The organism is Roseovarius marisflavi, assembly GCF_900142625.1.
Lineage (GTDB): Bacteria > Pseudomonadota > Alphaproteobacteria > Rhodobacterales > Rhodobacteraceae > Roseovarius > Roseovarius marisflavi.
This window is the reverse complement of the sequence record NZ_FRBN01000008.1, coordinates 22,288-36,870: the sequence shown is the minus strand read 5'-3', so window position 1 is coordinate 36,870 and position 14,583 is coordinate 22,288. Positions and strand designations below refer to the sequence as shown.

Annotated in this window: 15 protein-coding genes; 9 read left to right on the top strand and 6 right to left on the bottom strand. The window is 63.6% G+C overall.

Annotation, left to right across the window (positions count from 1 at the left end):
• Positions 1 to 38 precede the first annotated feature (38 nt).
• From BUB78_RS09110 to crcB, 4 genes are read right to left on the bottom strand one after another with little or no spacing between them, the layout of a single operon-like run.
• The gene (locus tag BUB78_RS09110; protein WP_073197307.1) at positions 39 to 779 is read right to left on the bottom strand and encodes an ATP12 family chaperone protein; all 741 of its coding nucleotides are present in this window, start codon (positions 777 to 779) and stop codon (positions 39 to 41) included.
• Between the two features lie 4 nt (positions 780 to 783).
• Entirely contained in the window at positions 784 to 1,458 is a 675-nt protein-coding gene (locus BUB78_RS09105) for an HAD-IA family hydrolase (RefSeq protein WP_073197305.1), read from the bottom strand.
• Positions 1,455 to 2,498: an RluA family pseudouridine synthase gene (locus BUB78_RS09100; protein ID WP_073197506.1), complete on the bottom strand. Its 1,044-nt coding sequence runs from the start codon at positions 2,496 to 2,498 to the stop codon at positions 1,455 to 1,457. Before BUB78_RS09100 ends, BUB78_RS09105 begins: the two co-directional genes overlap by 4 nt.
• Positions 2,495 to 2,872 (bottom strand): fluoride efflux transporter CrcB, encoded by a 378-nt coding sequence (gene crcB, locus BUB78_RS09095; RefSeq protein WP_073197504.1) that lies wholly within the window; start codon positions 2,870 to 2,872, stop codon positions 2,495 to 2,497. Before crcB ends, BUB78_RS09100 begins: the two co-directional genes overlap by 4 nt.
• Positions 2,873 to 3,073: 201 nt before the next feature.
• On the opposite strand from crcB, the gene BUB78_RS09090 reads away from it, so the two are divergent.
• Both BUB78_RS09090 and BUB78_RS09085 read left to right on the top strand, forming a co-directional pair.
• Positions 3,074 to 4,342 carry a glycerate kinase type-2 family protein gene (locus BUB78_RS09090; RefSeq protein WP_073197304.1) on the top strand — a complete coding sequence of 423 codons (1,269 nt, stop codon included), beginning with the start codon at positions 3,074 to 3,076 and terminating at the stop codon, positions 4,340 to 4,342.
• A gap of 94 nt (positions 4,343 to 4,436) precedes the next feature.
• A complete protein-coding gene (locus tag BUB78_RS09085) occupies positions 4,437 to 4,820 on the top strand; it encodes a hypothetical protein (protein WP_073197302.1) in 384 nt (127 codons plus the stop codon).
• 40 nt (positions 4,821 to 4,860) lie between these two features.
• Here the strand turns inward: BUB78_RS09085 and BUB78_RS09080 are convergent, their stop codons facing one another.
• Positions 4,861 to 5,604 carry an SDR family NAD(P)-dependent oxidoreductase gene (locus tag BUB78_RS09080; RefSeq protein ID WP_073197300.1) on the bottom strand — a complete coding sequence of 248 codons (744 nt, stop codon included), beginning with the start codon at positions 5,602 to 5,604 and terminating at the stop codon, positions 4,861 to 4,863.
• A 121-nt stretch (positions 5,605 to 5,725) separates the two neighbouring features.
• Between BUB78_RS09080 and BUB78_RS09075 the strand changes: the two genes are divergently transcribed.
• Both BUB78_RS09075 and BUB78_RS09070 read left to right on the top strand, forming a co-directional pair.
• Positions 5,726 to 6,892 (top strand): M20 aminoacylase family protein, encoded by a 1,167-nt coding sequence (locus BUB78_RS09075; RefSeq protein WP_073197503.1) that lies wholly within the window; start codon positions 5,726 to 5,728, stop codon positions 6,890 to 6,892.
• A complete protein-coding gene (locus tag BUB78_RS09070; RefSeq protein WP_073197299.1) occupies positions 6,885 to 8,030 on the top strand; it encodes a M24 family metallopeptidase in 1,146 nt (381 codons plus the stop codon). Before BUB78_RS09075 ends, BUB78_RS09070 begins: the two co-directional genes overlap by 8 nt.
• A 70-nt stretch (positions 8,031 to 8,100) precedes the next feature.
• Here BUB78_RS09070 and BUB78_RS09065 read toward each other — a convergent pair whose 3' ends face one another.
• Complete coding sequence (locus BUB78_RS09065; protein ID WP_073197296.1) at positions 8,101 to 8,676, bottom strand: TlpA family protein disulfide reductase; 576 nt, start codon at positions 8,674 to 8,676, stop codon at positions 8,101 to 8,103.
• Between the two features lie 24 nt (positions 8,677 to 8,700).
• On the opposite strand from BUB78_RS09065, the gene argH reads away from it, so the two are divergent.
• The 5 genes from argH to BUB78_RS09040 all read left to right on the top strand — a co-directional run bounded on the left by argH (position 8,701) and on the right by BUB78_RS09040 (position 14,567).
• Positions 8,701 to 10,092: an argininosuccinate lyase gene (gene argH / locus BUB78_RS09060; protein WP_073197294.1), complete on the top strand. Its 1,392-nt coding sequence runs from the start codon at positions 8,701 to 8,703 to the stop codon at positions 10,090 to 10,092.
• Positions 10,089 to 10,274, top strand: a complete 186-nt coding sequence (locus tag BUB78_RS09055) for an argininosuccinate lyase (RefSeq protein WP_073197292.1) — start codon at positions 10,089 to 10,091, stop codon at positions 10,272 to 10,274. The genes argH and BUB78_RS09055 overlap by 4 nt, the downstream gene beginning before the upstream one ends.
• Positions 10,271 to 10,591, top strand: coding sequence for a DUF2834 domain-containing protein (locus BUB78_RS09050; RefSeq protein WP_073197290.1), 321 nt, complete (start codon positions 10,271 to 10,273; stop codon positions 10,589 to 10,591). The genes BUB78_RS09055 and BUB78_RS09050 overlap by 4 nt, the downstream gene beginning before the upstream one ends.
• A gap of 75 nt (positions 10,592 to 10,666) precedes the next feature.
• A complete protein-coding gene (gene lysA, locus BUB78_RS09045) occupies positions 10,667 to 11,932 on the top strand; it encodes a diaminopimelate decarboxylase (RefSeq protein ID WP_073197288.1) in 1,266 nt (421 codons plus the stop codon).
• Positions 11,933 to 11,969: 37 nt separating this feature from the next.
• On the top strand, positions 11,970 to 14,567 hold the full coding sequence (locus tag BUB78_RS09040; RefSeq protein ID WP_073197501.1) for a TIGR02302 family protein: 2,598 nt from the start codon (positions 11,970 to 11,972) through the stop codon (positions 14,565 to 14,567).
• The last annotated feature ends 16 nt before the right edge of the window (positions 14,568 to 14,583 follow it).

The following is a 14,583-nucleotide window of genomic DNA, read 5'->3' as shown; positions in this document are numbered from 1 at the left end:
TAGTTCACGAAAAACACTGGCAAAACCAAGTGTTTCCCCTAGGTAAACCTCGGCTGGCGTGGCGCGGCACCGGCCCGCGAAATGTCATAAAAGCGCTTGGCGTGCAGAAAGTCACTTTCTTTCCGTGACGCCATGAAGAGCGCCTCTTCATCGCTACCCCATTGCTCTTGCTGCCAGGTTTCGTCCACCCGGGACAGCCCCCAGAGCGTTTCAGCCGGGTGCAAATCATGCAGGGCGGCAAAGCCGATCACCAGTGATCCGCTCAGACTCACGAGATCGTGAAACGCGGTAAGTGCCCAAGAATCCAGCGCTTCGACACGGTGATGCAGATGCGCAAGCGCCACCGGATCCTGGGGGAAATGCACAACTCCTACAACCGGAAGGAGTTTAACCCTAAGGGCCGAATCGGCCCAATCCAAGAGCGGGTCCCAGGCCTCGGCCTGACGCTGTCTCAATTCCTGGGGCGCTTCGGCCCGGTAACAGACAAGATCGGCATCGCCGTAATCGGCAATCATCCGGGCCACTTCGGCGTGCTGGCGGACGACCTTGTCGATCGCCGCATTGGCCGAGCGGGTATAGGGCATTTTCGACGGGTCGATCTTGTCGTCCACGCTGTCCCATTCCCGCGCGATTTCCTCGGCCAGGGCGCGGGTCGGCACCACCAAGGGCGCCTTGGCCGGGGTGCGCACGGGGCGCGCGTCAAGCTCTACGCCATAGCCGTCCGCTGCCTCGGTCACGGTTGCGGTTTTCCAGAACCGCTTGGCTTTCCATGCGCTCATCTCGTTATCTCCAAAGCTGATCAAGCAGGCCGGGCAAATCGCGGAAGTCGTTCAGGATCGCGCTCGCCGCGCCAAGCGCCTCGGGGGCGTGATAGCCCCAGCTTACGCCGATTCCCCGCACCCCGGCGGCACGCGCCATTTCCATGTCGAAACTGGTATCGCCGATCATAACCGCGTTTTCCGGCGCGACGCCGGTCTCGGACAGGGCCGCTTGAATCATCGAAGGGTGCGGTTTTGACGGGTGGTGGTCGCTGACCTGACGGGTGACGAACAGATGGCGAAGCGCGTGACCGTCCAATAGCTTGTCCAGCCCGCGCATGGATTTCCCCGTGGCCACGCCAAGCAGGGTTTCGGGCACCGCATGCAGCGCCTCAAGCGTGTCGCGCGCATGCGGATAAAGCGGTGAAGATGCCGCCACGCCCGATTGCGCCCGAAGGCCCATATAGGCATCCTTATAGGCCTGCACGATCTCGGCATGGGTCGTATCGGGCAAACCCGGCGCCAGACGCGGGATCGCCACGTCAAGCGACAGCCCGACAATCCCCAGAACCGCAGAATGATCCGGCGCCGGGTGATCCGCGCGCGCGAACGCATGGGTCATCGCCGCGACGATATCGCCCTGGCTATCGACCAGAGTGCCGTCGACATCAAAGATGACAAGCCGCAGCGGTGCCGTCATGCCATATCCTCAAGCGGGTCATCGGGGGCTTCGCTCGGGATCCATTGGAACATGTCCCAGGTGCGCTGCATATGCTCGGGCAAAGGCGCCGTGATATGCAGGACCGCCTTGCTGACCGGGTGCTCGATGGTAAGCGAGCGGGCATGCAGGTGCAATTTGCGGCTGATGTCGCCGCCAAGCTGTGCGCCCCAGCCATCACCAAGGTTTTCCTGCCCCGAGCCGCCGTATTTGCCGTCGCCGATGATCGGATGCCCGATCTCGGCCATATGCGCGCGAAGCTGATGGGTGCGCCCGGTGACCGGAATAAGCGCCATCCAGGCGGTGCGCCCGCCTGCGGCCTCGATCACCGCGTAATCGGTGGTGGCCGTCTTGGCGCCGGGGGTGGCGTCGACATCGCGCGGATGCACGCAGATCATCTTTTCACCCTCGCCCTTGGCACCATGACCGGGCGCCTTGACCAGGGCATAGCGGATCGTGCCGATCCGCGGGTTGGGCACGCCTGCGACAGCGGCCCAGTAGATCTTGCGCGTGGCGCGATGCCGGAACGCCGCCGTCAACCCGCGCGCCGCCTCGCGGGTGCGCGCCAAAAGCAGAACGCCCGATGTGTCCTTGTCGAGCCGATGCACCAGTTTCGGCTTTTCCTCCATCCCGAAGGTCAGTGCCTCGGCCATGCCATCGACATGGCGCGACTGCTTGCTGCCGCCCTGCACCGGCAGGCCGGGGGGTTTGTTCAGCGCAATGATGTGATCGTCGCGATAGATCACACAGGACTGGATCATCCGCGCGTCTGCGGCACTGACCCGCGAGATATAAACCTCGGGTTTGTCGCCCGGTCTTGGCAGCGGCGGAATGCGCACCTGCTGGCCCGCCACAAGCCGCGTGGCCGGTTTGACCCGCCCGCCATCGACGCGGAACTCGCCCTTGCGGCAAAGCTTTTCGATCTGGACCTGCCCCAGATGCGGGAATATGCGCCGCAACCAGCGGTCCAGCCGCTGATCGCCATCATCCACCGCGACCGTTAATATCTGTACGCTGCTCATGCCCATACCATCCGTGCCAGCCATACCCCGAGAACGAGCGCCGCCAGAGACAGCGTGACCGACAACAGCACATAGGCCGCCGCCGCGCCGAACTGTCCCCGCTCGAAAAGGGTATAGGCCTCAAGTGAAAAGGCGGAAAACGTTGTGAAACCGCCAAGAATTCCGGTCATCACAAACGGATTGAGATGACCAAGATCGCGGTGGAAAGAAAGGACCATGAAAACCCCCATCAGGAAAGAGCCCAGAACATTGACAGTGATCACGCCCAAGGGAAAGCCGGGCCCGTTCACGCGCAACAGCGCAAGGGTCGCACCATAGCGCAGGCTGGCACCGAGCGCACCGCCAATCGCCACCTGAAGAAAGCTTGTCATCATGGCCGCGTCTGTCGCGCGCGCGCCCTTGATTGTCAAGCTGAACGCGCCCATAGCGCAGCGTCGCGCGAATGGCAGGGGCAGGATGCCTCCGGCGGGAGTATTTCGGGAAAGATGAAAATGGGCCCGGGGTCGAGCAGGGTCTTTTGCCCATGACCCAAGGCCGCTAGGGTGCGCGTGATCAAATGCCGTTGAGGACATGACATGACCAAGCTGCCCGAGCCGCTGACATTTTTGCGCGACCTGTTTGACCGGGCCGTGGCCGTGGCCGATCCGATGCAAAGCCTGCATCGCGCCCTGCCGCCACGCCCCGAGGGGCGACTGGTGGTGATCGGTGCCGGCAAGGCCAGCGCGCGCATGGCCGAGGCGGTCGAGGCCGTCTATGGCCCCTGCGAGGGTTTGGTGATCACGCGCTATGGCTACGCGCGCCCCTGTCAGGGGATCGAGATTGTCGAGGCCGCGCATCCGGTTCCGGATGAGGCCGGGCTTGCCGCGACCGCGCGGATGATTGGTCTGGTGGCGGGGCTTGGTGAGGGCGACATGGTGCTTGCACTGATCTCTGGCGGGGCCTCTGCGCTTTTGGTGCAGCCTGCGGGCGAGATGACATTGGCCGAGAAACAGGCGGTGAACGCAGCGCTTCTGGCCTCGGGGGCGCCGATTGGCCAGATGAACGTGGTGCGCAAGCATCTGAGCCGGGTCAAGGGCGGGCAGCTGGCCGCCGCCGCCTATCCGGCGCGTCTTTTGGCGCTGATGATTTCGGATGTGCCGGGCGATGATCCGGGCCAGATCGGATCGGGCCCGACTGTGGGCGAGACCAGCACCCCTGCGGATGCGCGCGCGATTCTCGAGCGGTTTGGGATCGAGGTGCCAGAGGCAGCGCAGGCGGCATTGGCGGGGCAAAGCGGGGTGATCGCCCCGGAAGACATCCGCCTGAGCAAGGTTGAGAACGTGATTTACGCCGCGCCCTCGCAATCTCTGGCCGCCGCCGCCGATCTGGCGCGCGAGCACGGGATCACGGCGCAGAGCCTCGGCGATGCGCTTGAGGGTGAAGCGCGCGACGTGGCGCGCACCCATGCCAAAGCAGCGCTTGCGGTGCAGGCGAGCCTTGGCGCGGGGGCCACGCCGGTGCTTTTGCTATCCGGCGGCGAGTTGACCGTAACCCGGCGCGGCGACGGGATCGGCGGGCCAAACGCCGAATATGCGCTTGCATTGGCACTGGCGCTCGACGGCGCGCCGGGCATTCATGCGATTGCCTGTGACACAGACGGCGTTGATGGCGCCGCAGAGGTGGCCGGGGCGGTGATCGGGCCGGATACGCTGAGCAAGGCGCGCATGGCGGGATATGATCCGCAAAAGGCGCTTGCCGCGAATGATGCACACGGATTTTTCGGGGCCATCGGTGATCAGGTGGTGACCGGCCCGACCCTGACCAATGTCAACGATTTCCGCGCCATTCTGATTTCACCGGCCTGACGTCAGATCGCGGTACGCGAGACCCGGTAAAATTGAGTCGCGTCTCGTTGCGGGATTTGCAACACTGGGGGTAGTCTAAGCAAGAGGACCACCCATGCGCCGAAGATGTTTCATCGCCGCTGTTTTGGCAACCACGCTGGGGCCCTGCCTGCCCGTCGCGGCGAGCCCCACCTCTGCCACGGCAGAGGAGATTTCCACCCTTCTGACCGGCAACACGATTGTCGGCACATGGTCCGGCACCCGCTATCGCCAGTATTTCGATGCCAATGGAACCACGGCCTATGCAACCGAAGGCGGGCGCGCCGATGAAGGTCGCTGGCGGGTAAATCAGGACACCAACGAATACGAAAGCTGGTGGCGCAGCACCGGCTGGACGCCCTATCTTTTGGTGCGCACCGATGACGGCGGCTATGCTTGGGTGAACGGTGACCGGCTTGAATCCTTCGAGGTCCTGAAGGGCAAGCAACTCGACTGGTGACGCCGCCGCGAGGCGTGCTGTCGCGCGCGAACAGCCGCCCCTAGCGCAGATCGGGCAGGCCGATTCCGGTGGATTCGAACCCGCCATCGACGGCGATGATCTGGCCGGTCACATAGCTGGCCTTGTCCGAACAAAGGAAGGTGATCACCGAGGCGATTTCATCCTCGGTGCCATAGCGGTTCAGCGGAATGGCATCGTGATAGGCCGCGATGATCGCGGGGCTGTGCACGGCCATGGCAAGCTTGGTCGCGACCGGCCCCGGACAGACGCAATTGGCGCGCACACCGAATTCGCCCAACTCCGCCGCCTGCTGCTGGGTCAGGTGCTTGACCGCCGCCTTAGAGGTGCCATAGGCCACCCTGAGGGTCGAGGCGCGCAGACCCGAAATCGAGGCTATATTCACAATTGCGCCGCGCGCGGCACACAGCCCCTCGCGCAGGGCCTGACTTGTCAGGAACACCCCATCCAGGTTGGTCTCCATCACCGTGCGCCAGCGGGCAAAATCGGTCTCGGCAATCGGGCCGAAATCGGCAACGCCGGCATTGTTGACCAAAGCATCGACGCTCTCGCTGGTGGCGGTGACATGCGCCGCCATCTGCGCCACCTGATCGGGCTGTGACACATCGCACACCACCGGATCAACCCCCACAAGCCCAAGCGCGGCCTGTTCAAGCGCCGGTTCGTCCCGGTCGACCATAACCACGCGCCAGCCCTGATCGAGGAACTGCTTGGTGGTGGCAAGGCCGATCCCGCGCGCGGCCCCTGTGACGATGACGGTTTTCATGGCTGGCCCCTCCGGTGGTCTCATTGCCCCGGAGCTTACGCCGGATTTGCAGGTCTTGACCATAAGGCTTGAGCGGAATTGCAAATTCCGACAGGGTGGCGGGAAAAAGGGTGGCCCCGTGATGCATAAAACCGAAAACCTGCGCGATCTGATGACCGGCTGGCGACACGATTTCCATCGCCACCCCGAGCTTGAGTTCGATCTCGGCCATACCGCCGCGCGGGTCGCGGACTTGCTGCAAGGCTTTGGCCTTGAGGTGCATACCGGGATCGGCCAAAGCGGCGTTGTCGGCGTTTTGCAAAAGGGCAATGGCACCCGCAGCATCGCCATTCGCGCCGATATGGATGCCCTGCCGATCACCGAGGCGAACGGATTTTCCCATCGCTCGACCAACCCCGGCAAGATGCATGCCTGCGGTCATGACGGGCATATGGCGATGGCCCTTGGAGCGGCGAAATACCTTGCCGAAGCGGGGAATTTCTCGGGTCGCGTTATGTTTGTCTTTCAGCCCAACGAAGAATTCGGTGAAGGCGCCGCCGCAATGATCGCCGACGGCCTTTTTGACCGTTTCCCGGTGGATGAGGTCTATGGCATCCACAATATTCCGGGGCTGGCGGTGGGCACCTTCGCCACCCGCGCCGGGCCGATCACCGCCGCTGAATCGCTGTTTGAAATCGAGATCACCGCGCGTGGGGGCCATGCCGCCCTGCCGCATATGGGCGTCGATGCGATCACCGTGGGCGCCGAACTTGTGACCGCGCTGCAAACCATCGTAGCGCGCAAGCTTGACCCGGCGCAAAACGGCGTGGTTTCGGTCACCGAATTCGTCACCGACGGGCGGCGCAATGTCTTGCCCGGGCGCGCCACGCTGCGCGGGGATTGCCGCGCGCTGACCCCCGCCACCAACACCGCGATCGAGGCCGCGATGCGCCAGATCGTGGCGGGCATTGCGGCCGCGCATGGCGTCACCGCCACGGTTTCTTATAACACGTTGTTTCCGCCCACCATCAACGCGCCGCAAGCGGCCCGCGCCGCCGCCGAGGCCGCAAAGGGTGTCGCCGATGCGGTGGATGGCGATTGCCCGCCCAAGCTTTTCTCGGAGGATTTCGCGCATATGGCGGCGGCCGTGCCGGGGGCTTTCGTGCTGATGGGCAACGGGGGTGAGGAGGGCCATGCGCAACCGCTGCATTCCGCTGATTACGATTTCAACGACGCGGCTCTCGTGCCGGGATCCTCCTTTTGGGTGGCCTTGGCCGAGCAGCAGCTGAAAGGAGCCGCCGATGTATAGCGCCCGCATGAACGCGCTGCGTGCGCGCATGACCGAGGCCGGGATCGACGTGGCGCTGATCACCGATGATGACAACGTTTATTACCTCAACGGGTATTACGACTATCTGCATATGGAATTTGGCCGCCCGACGATTTTGATCGTGCCGCGCGAGGGTGACACCCTTTTGATCACGCCGGTGATCGACCTGGCGATGGCCGAAGCCGCCGCAAAGGTGGATCGGATAGCGGCCTGGAATGATGGTGCGGGCGAGGAGTGGCGCGCCGAACTGCCGGGCGCCCTGAAAGGCGCGGCCTCTGTGGCGATTGAACCCGATCACATGCCGCCGCTTGTGCGCGGTTACCTCGGTACGCTGGTCGAGGGCACGAGGCTGGGCAATGTCACGCCCTTGCTCGCCGATATGCGGATGATCAAGACGCCGCAGGAATTACAGCCTGCCCGCCACGCCGGAGAGGTCGCCACCGCGATGATGGCCGCCGGGCGCGCCGCGATTGGCGCGGGCGTGGCGGAATTCGAGGTCGCCCTTGCCACGACGCAGGCGGGCACGCGCAAGGCCGCCGCCTTGCTGAGCGCGCATTATGACGATGCCGATATGTCGCCCAACACGCATTTCCTGCAGATCATGGCCTCTGGCCCCGAGATCACCAAAACCCACCACCGCGCCAGCACGCGGGTGATGCAGCGCGGCGAGCCGGTGTTTTTGTGCTTTTGCGGCATGACCAATTTTCACCGCTTCAAGCTTGGCTTTGACCGGACCTTCTGGATCGGCGAGATCGCGGATACATCACAGGCCGCCGTCTATGAGGTCGCCCTTGCCAGCCAACAGGCCGCGCTTGCCGCCCTGCGCCCCGGTGTAAGCGCCGAAAGCGTGCACGCCGCCTATGCAGAGGTCATTCAGGGCGCGGGATACGACTATCCCTTCCGCTGCGGGCGCGCGACCGGGTACAGCTTTCTGGAAAAGCCACAGCTTGTGACCGGCGATAGCACGATCCTGCAACCGGGCATGGTGCTTGCGGTCGATGGTTCTGTCAGCGTCGCGGATTTCCGCGCGCAGGTCGGTGACAGCTTTATCATCACCGAGGGTGGCTATGAGCCAATCACCGAGCACCCCAAGACGATTGAGGATGTCATTCTTTGAGGTTAAGCGGCCAAGGCCGACCTGCGGCGCGGCGAATTCTTGCCCCGGTGTCGTCAACGGTCGGCCGGTGCTAGCTGGCCCCGGCACCGTCGATGAGGGCCTGAAGGATCGCCTTGGCGCTATCCGAATCCCAATGCGCATCCCCTTGCAGGCGGGCGATTTCGCGCCCTTCAGGGTCGATGATCAAGGTGATCGGAAGGCCGAAAATCCCCATTTGCCGCGCCAGGGCGCTTTTGGGGTCGCGGTGCAGCGGCAGGTTGTCGACACCTATTTCGTCAAAGAATTTCTGCATCGCCGTGGGCGCGTTGCGGCCCGTGGCAATGGTCACGACCTTGAAGTCGTCTCCGCCCAAAGCGGTTTGCAGGTTGGACAGCATCGGCATTTCAACCCGGCAGGGCGCGCACCATGTGGCCCAGAAGTTCAGCAGGATATATTGCCCGCGATAATCGGCCAGCGTGCCGGTGCCGCCCTCGCCGCGTTCAAAGGCGGTGTCGGGCACGGTTTCGGGCGCGCTGTGGAAGTTCAGCTTTTTCATGTCGCCATCGCGCAAGGCCTCAAGCGTTGCGGTTGTCGGGCTTTCGGCAAAGCCGGCATTTGCACCAAGGGCGAGGGCCATATAAAGGACGATCTGACGAATGATTTTCATAAATCCCTCCGAAGGGCGTGAACGATGACTGACAAGACCTCGAACCAGATGTGGGGCGGCCGCTTTGCCGCCGGACCGGATGCGATCATGGAGGCAATTAATGCTTCGATCGGATTCGACAAGCGGATGGCGGCACAGGATATCGCCGGCTCCAGGGCCCATGCCGCAATGCTGGCGGCAACAGGTATCGTCAGTGATAGTGATGCAAACGCCATGAGGGAAGGCCTTCTCACGGTCTTGTCAGAGATCGAGGGCGGAACATTCGAGTTTTCGACCGCGCTTGAGGATATTCACATGAACGTCGAGGCGCGTCTGAAGGATATCATCGGTGAACCGGCGGGGCGGTTGCACACAGGCCGCTCGCGCAACGATCAGGTGGCGACGGATTTCAAACTCTGGGTGCGCGATCAGCTTGATGCGGTGGCCGCTGCGCTTGAGGCGCTGATCCGGGCGCTTTTGACACAGGCCGAGGCGGGCGCCGATTGGGTGATGCCGGGGTTCACCCATTTGCAGGTGGCCCAGCCGGTGACCTGGGGCCATCACATGATGGCCTATGTCGAGATGTTCGGTCGTGACCTGAGCCGGATTCGCGACGCGCGCGCGCGGATGAACGAATGCCCGCTCGGGGCGGCGGCCCTTGCAGGCACGTCGTTTCCGATTGATCGCGAGATGACGGCGCGCGATCTTGGGTTCGACCGGCCGTCGGCGAATTCCCTTGATGCGGTGAGTGATCGCGACTTCGCGCTTGAATTTCTGGCTGCGGCCAGCATCAGCGCCATGCACCTGAGCCGGATGGCCGAGGAATTGGTGATCTGGTCAAGCGCGCAGTTCCGCTTTGTGATGTTGTCGGACCGGTTTTCGACCGGGTCAAGCATCATGCCGCAAAAGAAAAACCCCGATGCCGCCGAATTGATCCGCGCCAAGGTGGGCCGGATTTTCGGGGCCAACGTGGCCTTGATGATGGTGATGAAGGGCCTGCCGCTGGCCTATTCCAAGGACATGCAGGAAGACAAAGAACAGGTGTTTGACGCTGCCGACAACCTTATGCTGGCGCTCGCGGCGATGGAAGGCATGGTCAAGGATATGGCCGCCAACCGCCCCAGCCTTGAAGTGGCGGCGGCCAGCGGGTTCAGCACGGCTACCGATCTGGCGGATTGGCTTGTGCGGGTGCTGGATATGCCGTTCCGCGACGCCCACCACGTCACCGGAAGCCTCGTGGCCATGGCCGAGGCCAAGGGCTGTGATCTGCCGGACCTGAGCCTTGAGGACATGCAATCGGTGCATGGCGAAATCAGCGTATCGGTCTATGATGTGCTTGGGGTGCATAATTCGGTGGCCTCGCGGCAAAGCTATGGTGGTACCGCGCCGGTGCGGGTGCGCGAACAGATCGCCCGCTGGAAAGAGAGGTTGGGATGATAAAACAGGTTCTGGCAGTGCTTGCGCTTTTGATCGTGGCAGGCTGTGGTGTTGACGGCGAGCCGGTGCGCCCGTCGCTTGGCACCAACATCGGCGTCAGCAGCAACGGCGGTGTGCGCGCCACGACCAGTGTCGGCGCGGTGCTTGGCAATGTGAATGTCGGCGTGGGCCTTGGGCTTTGAGGTGGATTTTTCTGGCCCTCGCGGTTTGGGGCACGATTCATCCGATGGCCTATTTCCTGCAGTGGTTCGGCGAGAATGGCTATGACCTCATGGGCATGGTTGGTGCATGGCACGCGAATGCGGCGTCAAGCGGGCTTGTCTGGGATCTGACAATTGCGGCGATTGCGCTGACGGTGTGGATTGCGGCGGAGGTGGTCAAGCGGCGCATGTGGCTTGGCCTGATCGCAATTCCGGCGACGTTTTGCATCGGCGTCAGCTGCGGCCTGCCGCTCTATCTTTATTTGCGCGCACGTCCGGGTGGGCAGGGCGGAATTTGAGTATTTTTGGAAAGATGAAAGTCGGTTTTTGTATCCATGTCATTGGGTCAAGCCGACGGAGTTTGGGGTAGGTCGATGGATCATTTCAATTATCAAGGCGGCGAGTTGTGTGCCGAGGATGTGCCGGTGGCCGAGATCGCGGCCGCGGTGGGCACGCCGTTTTATTGCTATTCGACGGCCACCCTGACGCGGCATTTCAGGCTGTTTGACGAGGCATTGGCCGGGATGGATCATCTTGTGTGCTATGCGATGAAGGCCGCCAGCAATCAGGCGATCCTCAGGACGCTGGCAGCACTTGGGGCCGGAATGGATGTGGTGTCGGGCGGCGAATATGCCCGCGCGCGCGCCGCCGGTGTGCCCGGCGAGCGGATCGTGTTTTCCGGTGTCGGCAAGACCCGCGACGAGATGCGCATGGCGCTCACGGGCGGCATTCGCCAGTTCAACGTGGAAAGCGAGCCCGAGATGACGGCGCTCAATGCCGTGGCGCTTGAGCTTGGGGTGAAGGCGCCGATCACCATTCGCGTGAACCCGGATGTCGATGCCAAGACCCATGCAAAGATCGCCACCGGCAAGTCAGAGAACAAGTTCGGCATTCCGATTTCGCGGGCCCGAGAGGTCTATGCCGAAGCCGCCGCGATGCCGGGGCTCGAGGTGATCGGGATCGACGTGCATATCGGCAGCCAGCTGACCGAGCTTGAGCCGTTCCGGCAGGCCTATGAGAAGGTGGCCGAATTGACCGAGACGCTGCGCGCCGAGGGGCATGATATCCGGCGGCTTGATCTGGGCGGGGGCCTTGGCATTCCTTATACCCGAAGCAACGATGCGCCGCCCCTGCCGACCGATTATGGCCGGTTGATCAAGGAAACGCTGGGCCATCTTGGCTGTGAGATCGAGATCGAGCCGGGGCGTCTTGTGGTGGGCAATGCCGGCATTCTGGTCAGCGGTGTGATCTATGTGAAATCCGGCGAGGGGCGCGATTTTCTGATCCTCGACGCGGCGATGAACGATCTCATTCGCCCGGCGATGTATGACGCGCATCACGATATCGTTCCGGTGGTTGAACCGGCCCCCGGCGTCGAGCAGGTGCCTTATGACGTGGTTGGCCCGGTCTGCGAATCAGGCGATACCTTCGCCAAGGGGCGGATGATGCCGCCGGTCAAGGATGGTGATCTCGTGGCGTTTCGCAGTGCCGGAGCCTACGGCGCGGTGATGTCGAGCGAGTATAATACGCGGCCTCTGATCCCCGAAGTTCTGGTGCATGGGCGTGAATTTGCCGTGATCCGCGCAAGACCAACCTTTGACGAGATCATAAATCGAGATACCATCCCTGAATGGCTTTGACGCGATGGGCGCGTCGGGCCGAGGAATGGTGCGGCGCATGCCAAAGACGCAAAACCCCCTGACGCCGGTTCTGGCCCGGTTGCGGCGGCCCCTTAGCCTGACGTGGGCGGGGCTGATCGCAGAGCGGCTTGTGCGGGCATTCTGGCCGGTCTGGAGCCTTTTGGCGGCGGGCGCGGCGATGCTCATGCTTGGTCTTCAGGACATTGCGCCGGTCGAGGTGGTCTGGTCGGTTCTCATGCTGGGCGGGCTGGCGGTTCTGGTATTTGCATTGCAGGGCGCGCGGCGGTTTCGCTTTCCGCGCCGGGCCGAAGCGCTTGCGCGACTGGATGAGGCCCTGCCGGGGCGACCCTTGGCGGCGCTGGCGGATGAACTGGCGATTGGCGCGGGTGATCCCGGATCGCAAGCCTTGTGGCAGGCGCATCTGGCGCGGATGGCGACGCGTGCCGCAGAGGCGAAAGCGGTCGAACCCGACCTGAAACTGTCACGACAAGACCCGTTCGGTTTGCGTTACATCGCCCTCTTGGGGCTGGTGGTGGCGCTTTTGTTCGGCTCGGTCTGGCGCGCCGGATCGGTGGCGCAGATGGTGCCGGGCGGCAGCAATGGCGCGGCGCTTGCCGGCGGCCCCACGTGGGAGGGCTGGGTTGAGCCGCCCGCCTATACCGGCCTGCCGAGCCTTTATCTCAACGATCAGGACGAGACCTTGCGCGCGCCGGTCGGCAGCCGCATCACGCTAAGATTTTATGGCGAGGTCGGCGCGCTGAGCCTTGCCGAAACGGTGTCGCAGCGGACCGAAAATATCGGTGCGGCAACCGATGCGGAGCATCGCTTTGATCTGCGCCAGAGTGGCGAAATGCGGATTGATGGCCCCGGCGGGCGCCGCTGGCAGGTCGAGGCCACGCCGGATATGGCGCCGATGGTGAGCCTGTCGCAAGAGGGCGCAAAGACCGCCTTTGACGGGCAGATGAGCCAGCCGTTTCAGGCCAGCGATGATTACGGCGTGACCGGCGGCCGCGCGGTTTTTGCGCTTGATCTGGCGCAGGTCGATCGCCGCTACGGGCTTGCCGTCGTACCGGAACCGCGCGCGCCGATCGAGCTTGACCTGCCGATGCCGATTGCAGGCGACCGCGCCGAGTTTGTCGAAACCCTGATCGAGAACCTGTCAGAGCACCCTTGGGCGCATCTGCCGGTGGTGCTTGATGTGCGGGTCGAGGATGCGATCGGCCAGCAGGGCATGGCAGAACCGATGCAGATGACACTTCCGGCGCGGCGGTTTTTCAATCCGCTTGCTGCGGCGGTGATCGAACAGCGCCGTGATCTTCTGTGGTCGCGCCAGAATGCCCCCCGCGTGGCACAGGTGTTGCGCGCGGTTTCGTACAAGCCGGGCCCGAACCTGTTTCGCTCCGAGGCGGCCTATCTGCGGATGCGGGTGATCCTGCGGCGGCTAGAGGCGATGACGGCGAGCGATGGTCTTGACGGCGATGAGCGCGACGAGATTGCACAGGCGCTCTGGGATCTGGGCGTGTTGCTTGAGGATGGCGATGTCGGTGACGCGCTGGAGCGGATGCGTGCGGCGCAGGAACGCCTGAGCGAGGCGATGAAGAACGACGCCAGCGAAGAGGAAATCGCCCGCCTGATGCAGGAATTGCGCGATGCCACGCAGAATTATCTTCGTCAGAAGATGCAGCAGGCACAGCGCGAAAACCCCGAACAGGGTGATCAGCAGAGCGCCGAGAACACCATGCAGATGACCCAGCAGGATCTGCAGGACATGATGGACCGCATCCAGGAATTGATGGAACAGGGCCGCATGGCCGAGGCGCAGCAGGCGCTGGAAGAGTTCCAGCAGATGATGGAAAACATGCAGGTCACCCAGGGCCAGACTGGCCAGTCGCCGGGGCAAGAGGCGATGGAGGGGCTGGCCGATACGCTGCGCGAGCAGCAGGGCCTGTCGGATCAGGCGTTCCGCGATTTGCAGGAACAGTTCAACCCCGGTGCGCAATCGGGTCAGTCGCAGGGCAATGAGGGCCGCAATGGCGGTGAGGGCCGCGGCCAGAGCCATGACGGCCGGCAAGGCCAGGGCGGCGGCGAAGGCGGCGAACAACCGGGGCAGGGCGGCGGCGAACAGGATCATGACGGCGAGGGCGAAGCCGGATCGCTGGCCGAGCGGCAAGAGGCGCTGCGCCAGGAGTTGGAGCGCCAGAGTCAGGGCCTGCCACAGCTTGGCGGCGAGGCCGGAGAGGCCGCGCGCGAGGCGCTTGAACGCGCCGGTCGCGCCATGGAAGGCGCCGAAGAGGCGCTGCGCAATGACGATCTTGCCGATGCCATCGACAATCAGGCCGAGGCGATGGATGCGCTGCGCGAGGGCATGCGCAACATGGGCGAGGCGATGGCCGAACAGCAAAACCCCGGCGGGCAGGGCGAAGCCTTTGGCGAGGCGGGCGAACAACAATCTGACCCCCTGGGCCGCAACCCCGGTCAGGGCCGTCAGGCGGGCACGCAGGATGATCTGTTGCAGGGCGAGGATGTCTATCGGCGCGCCCGCGAATTGCTTGACGAAATTCGCCGCCGCTCTGGCGAGGGTGCGCGCCCGGATGTCGAGCTGGAGTACCTCAAGCGGCTGCTGGAGCGGTTCTAGCACCGCGCGATTACCG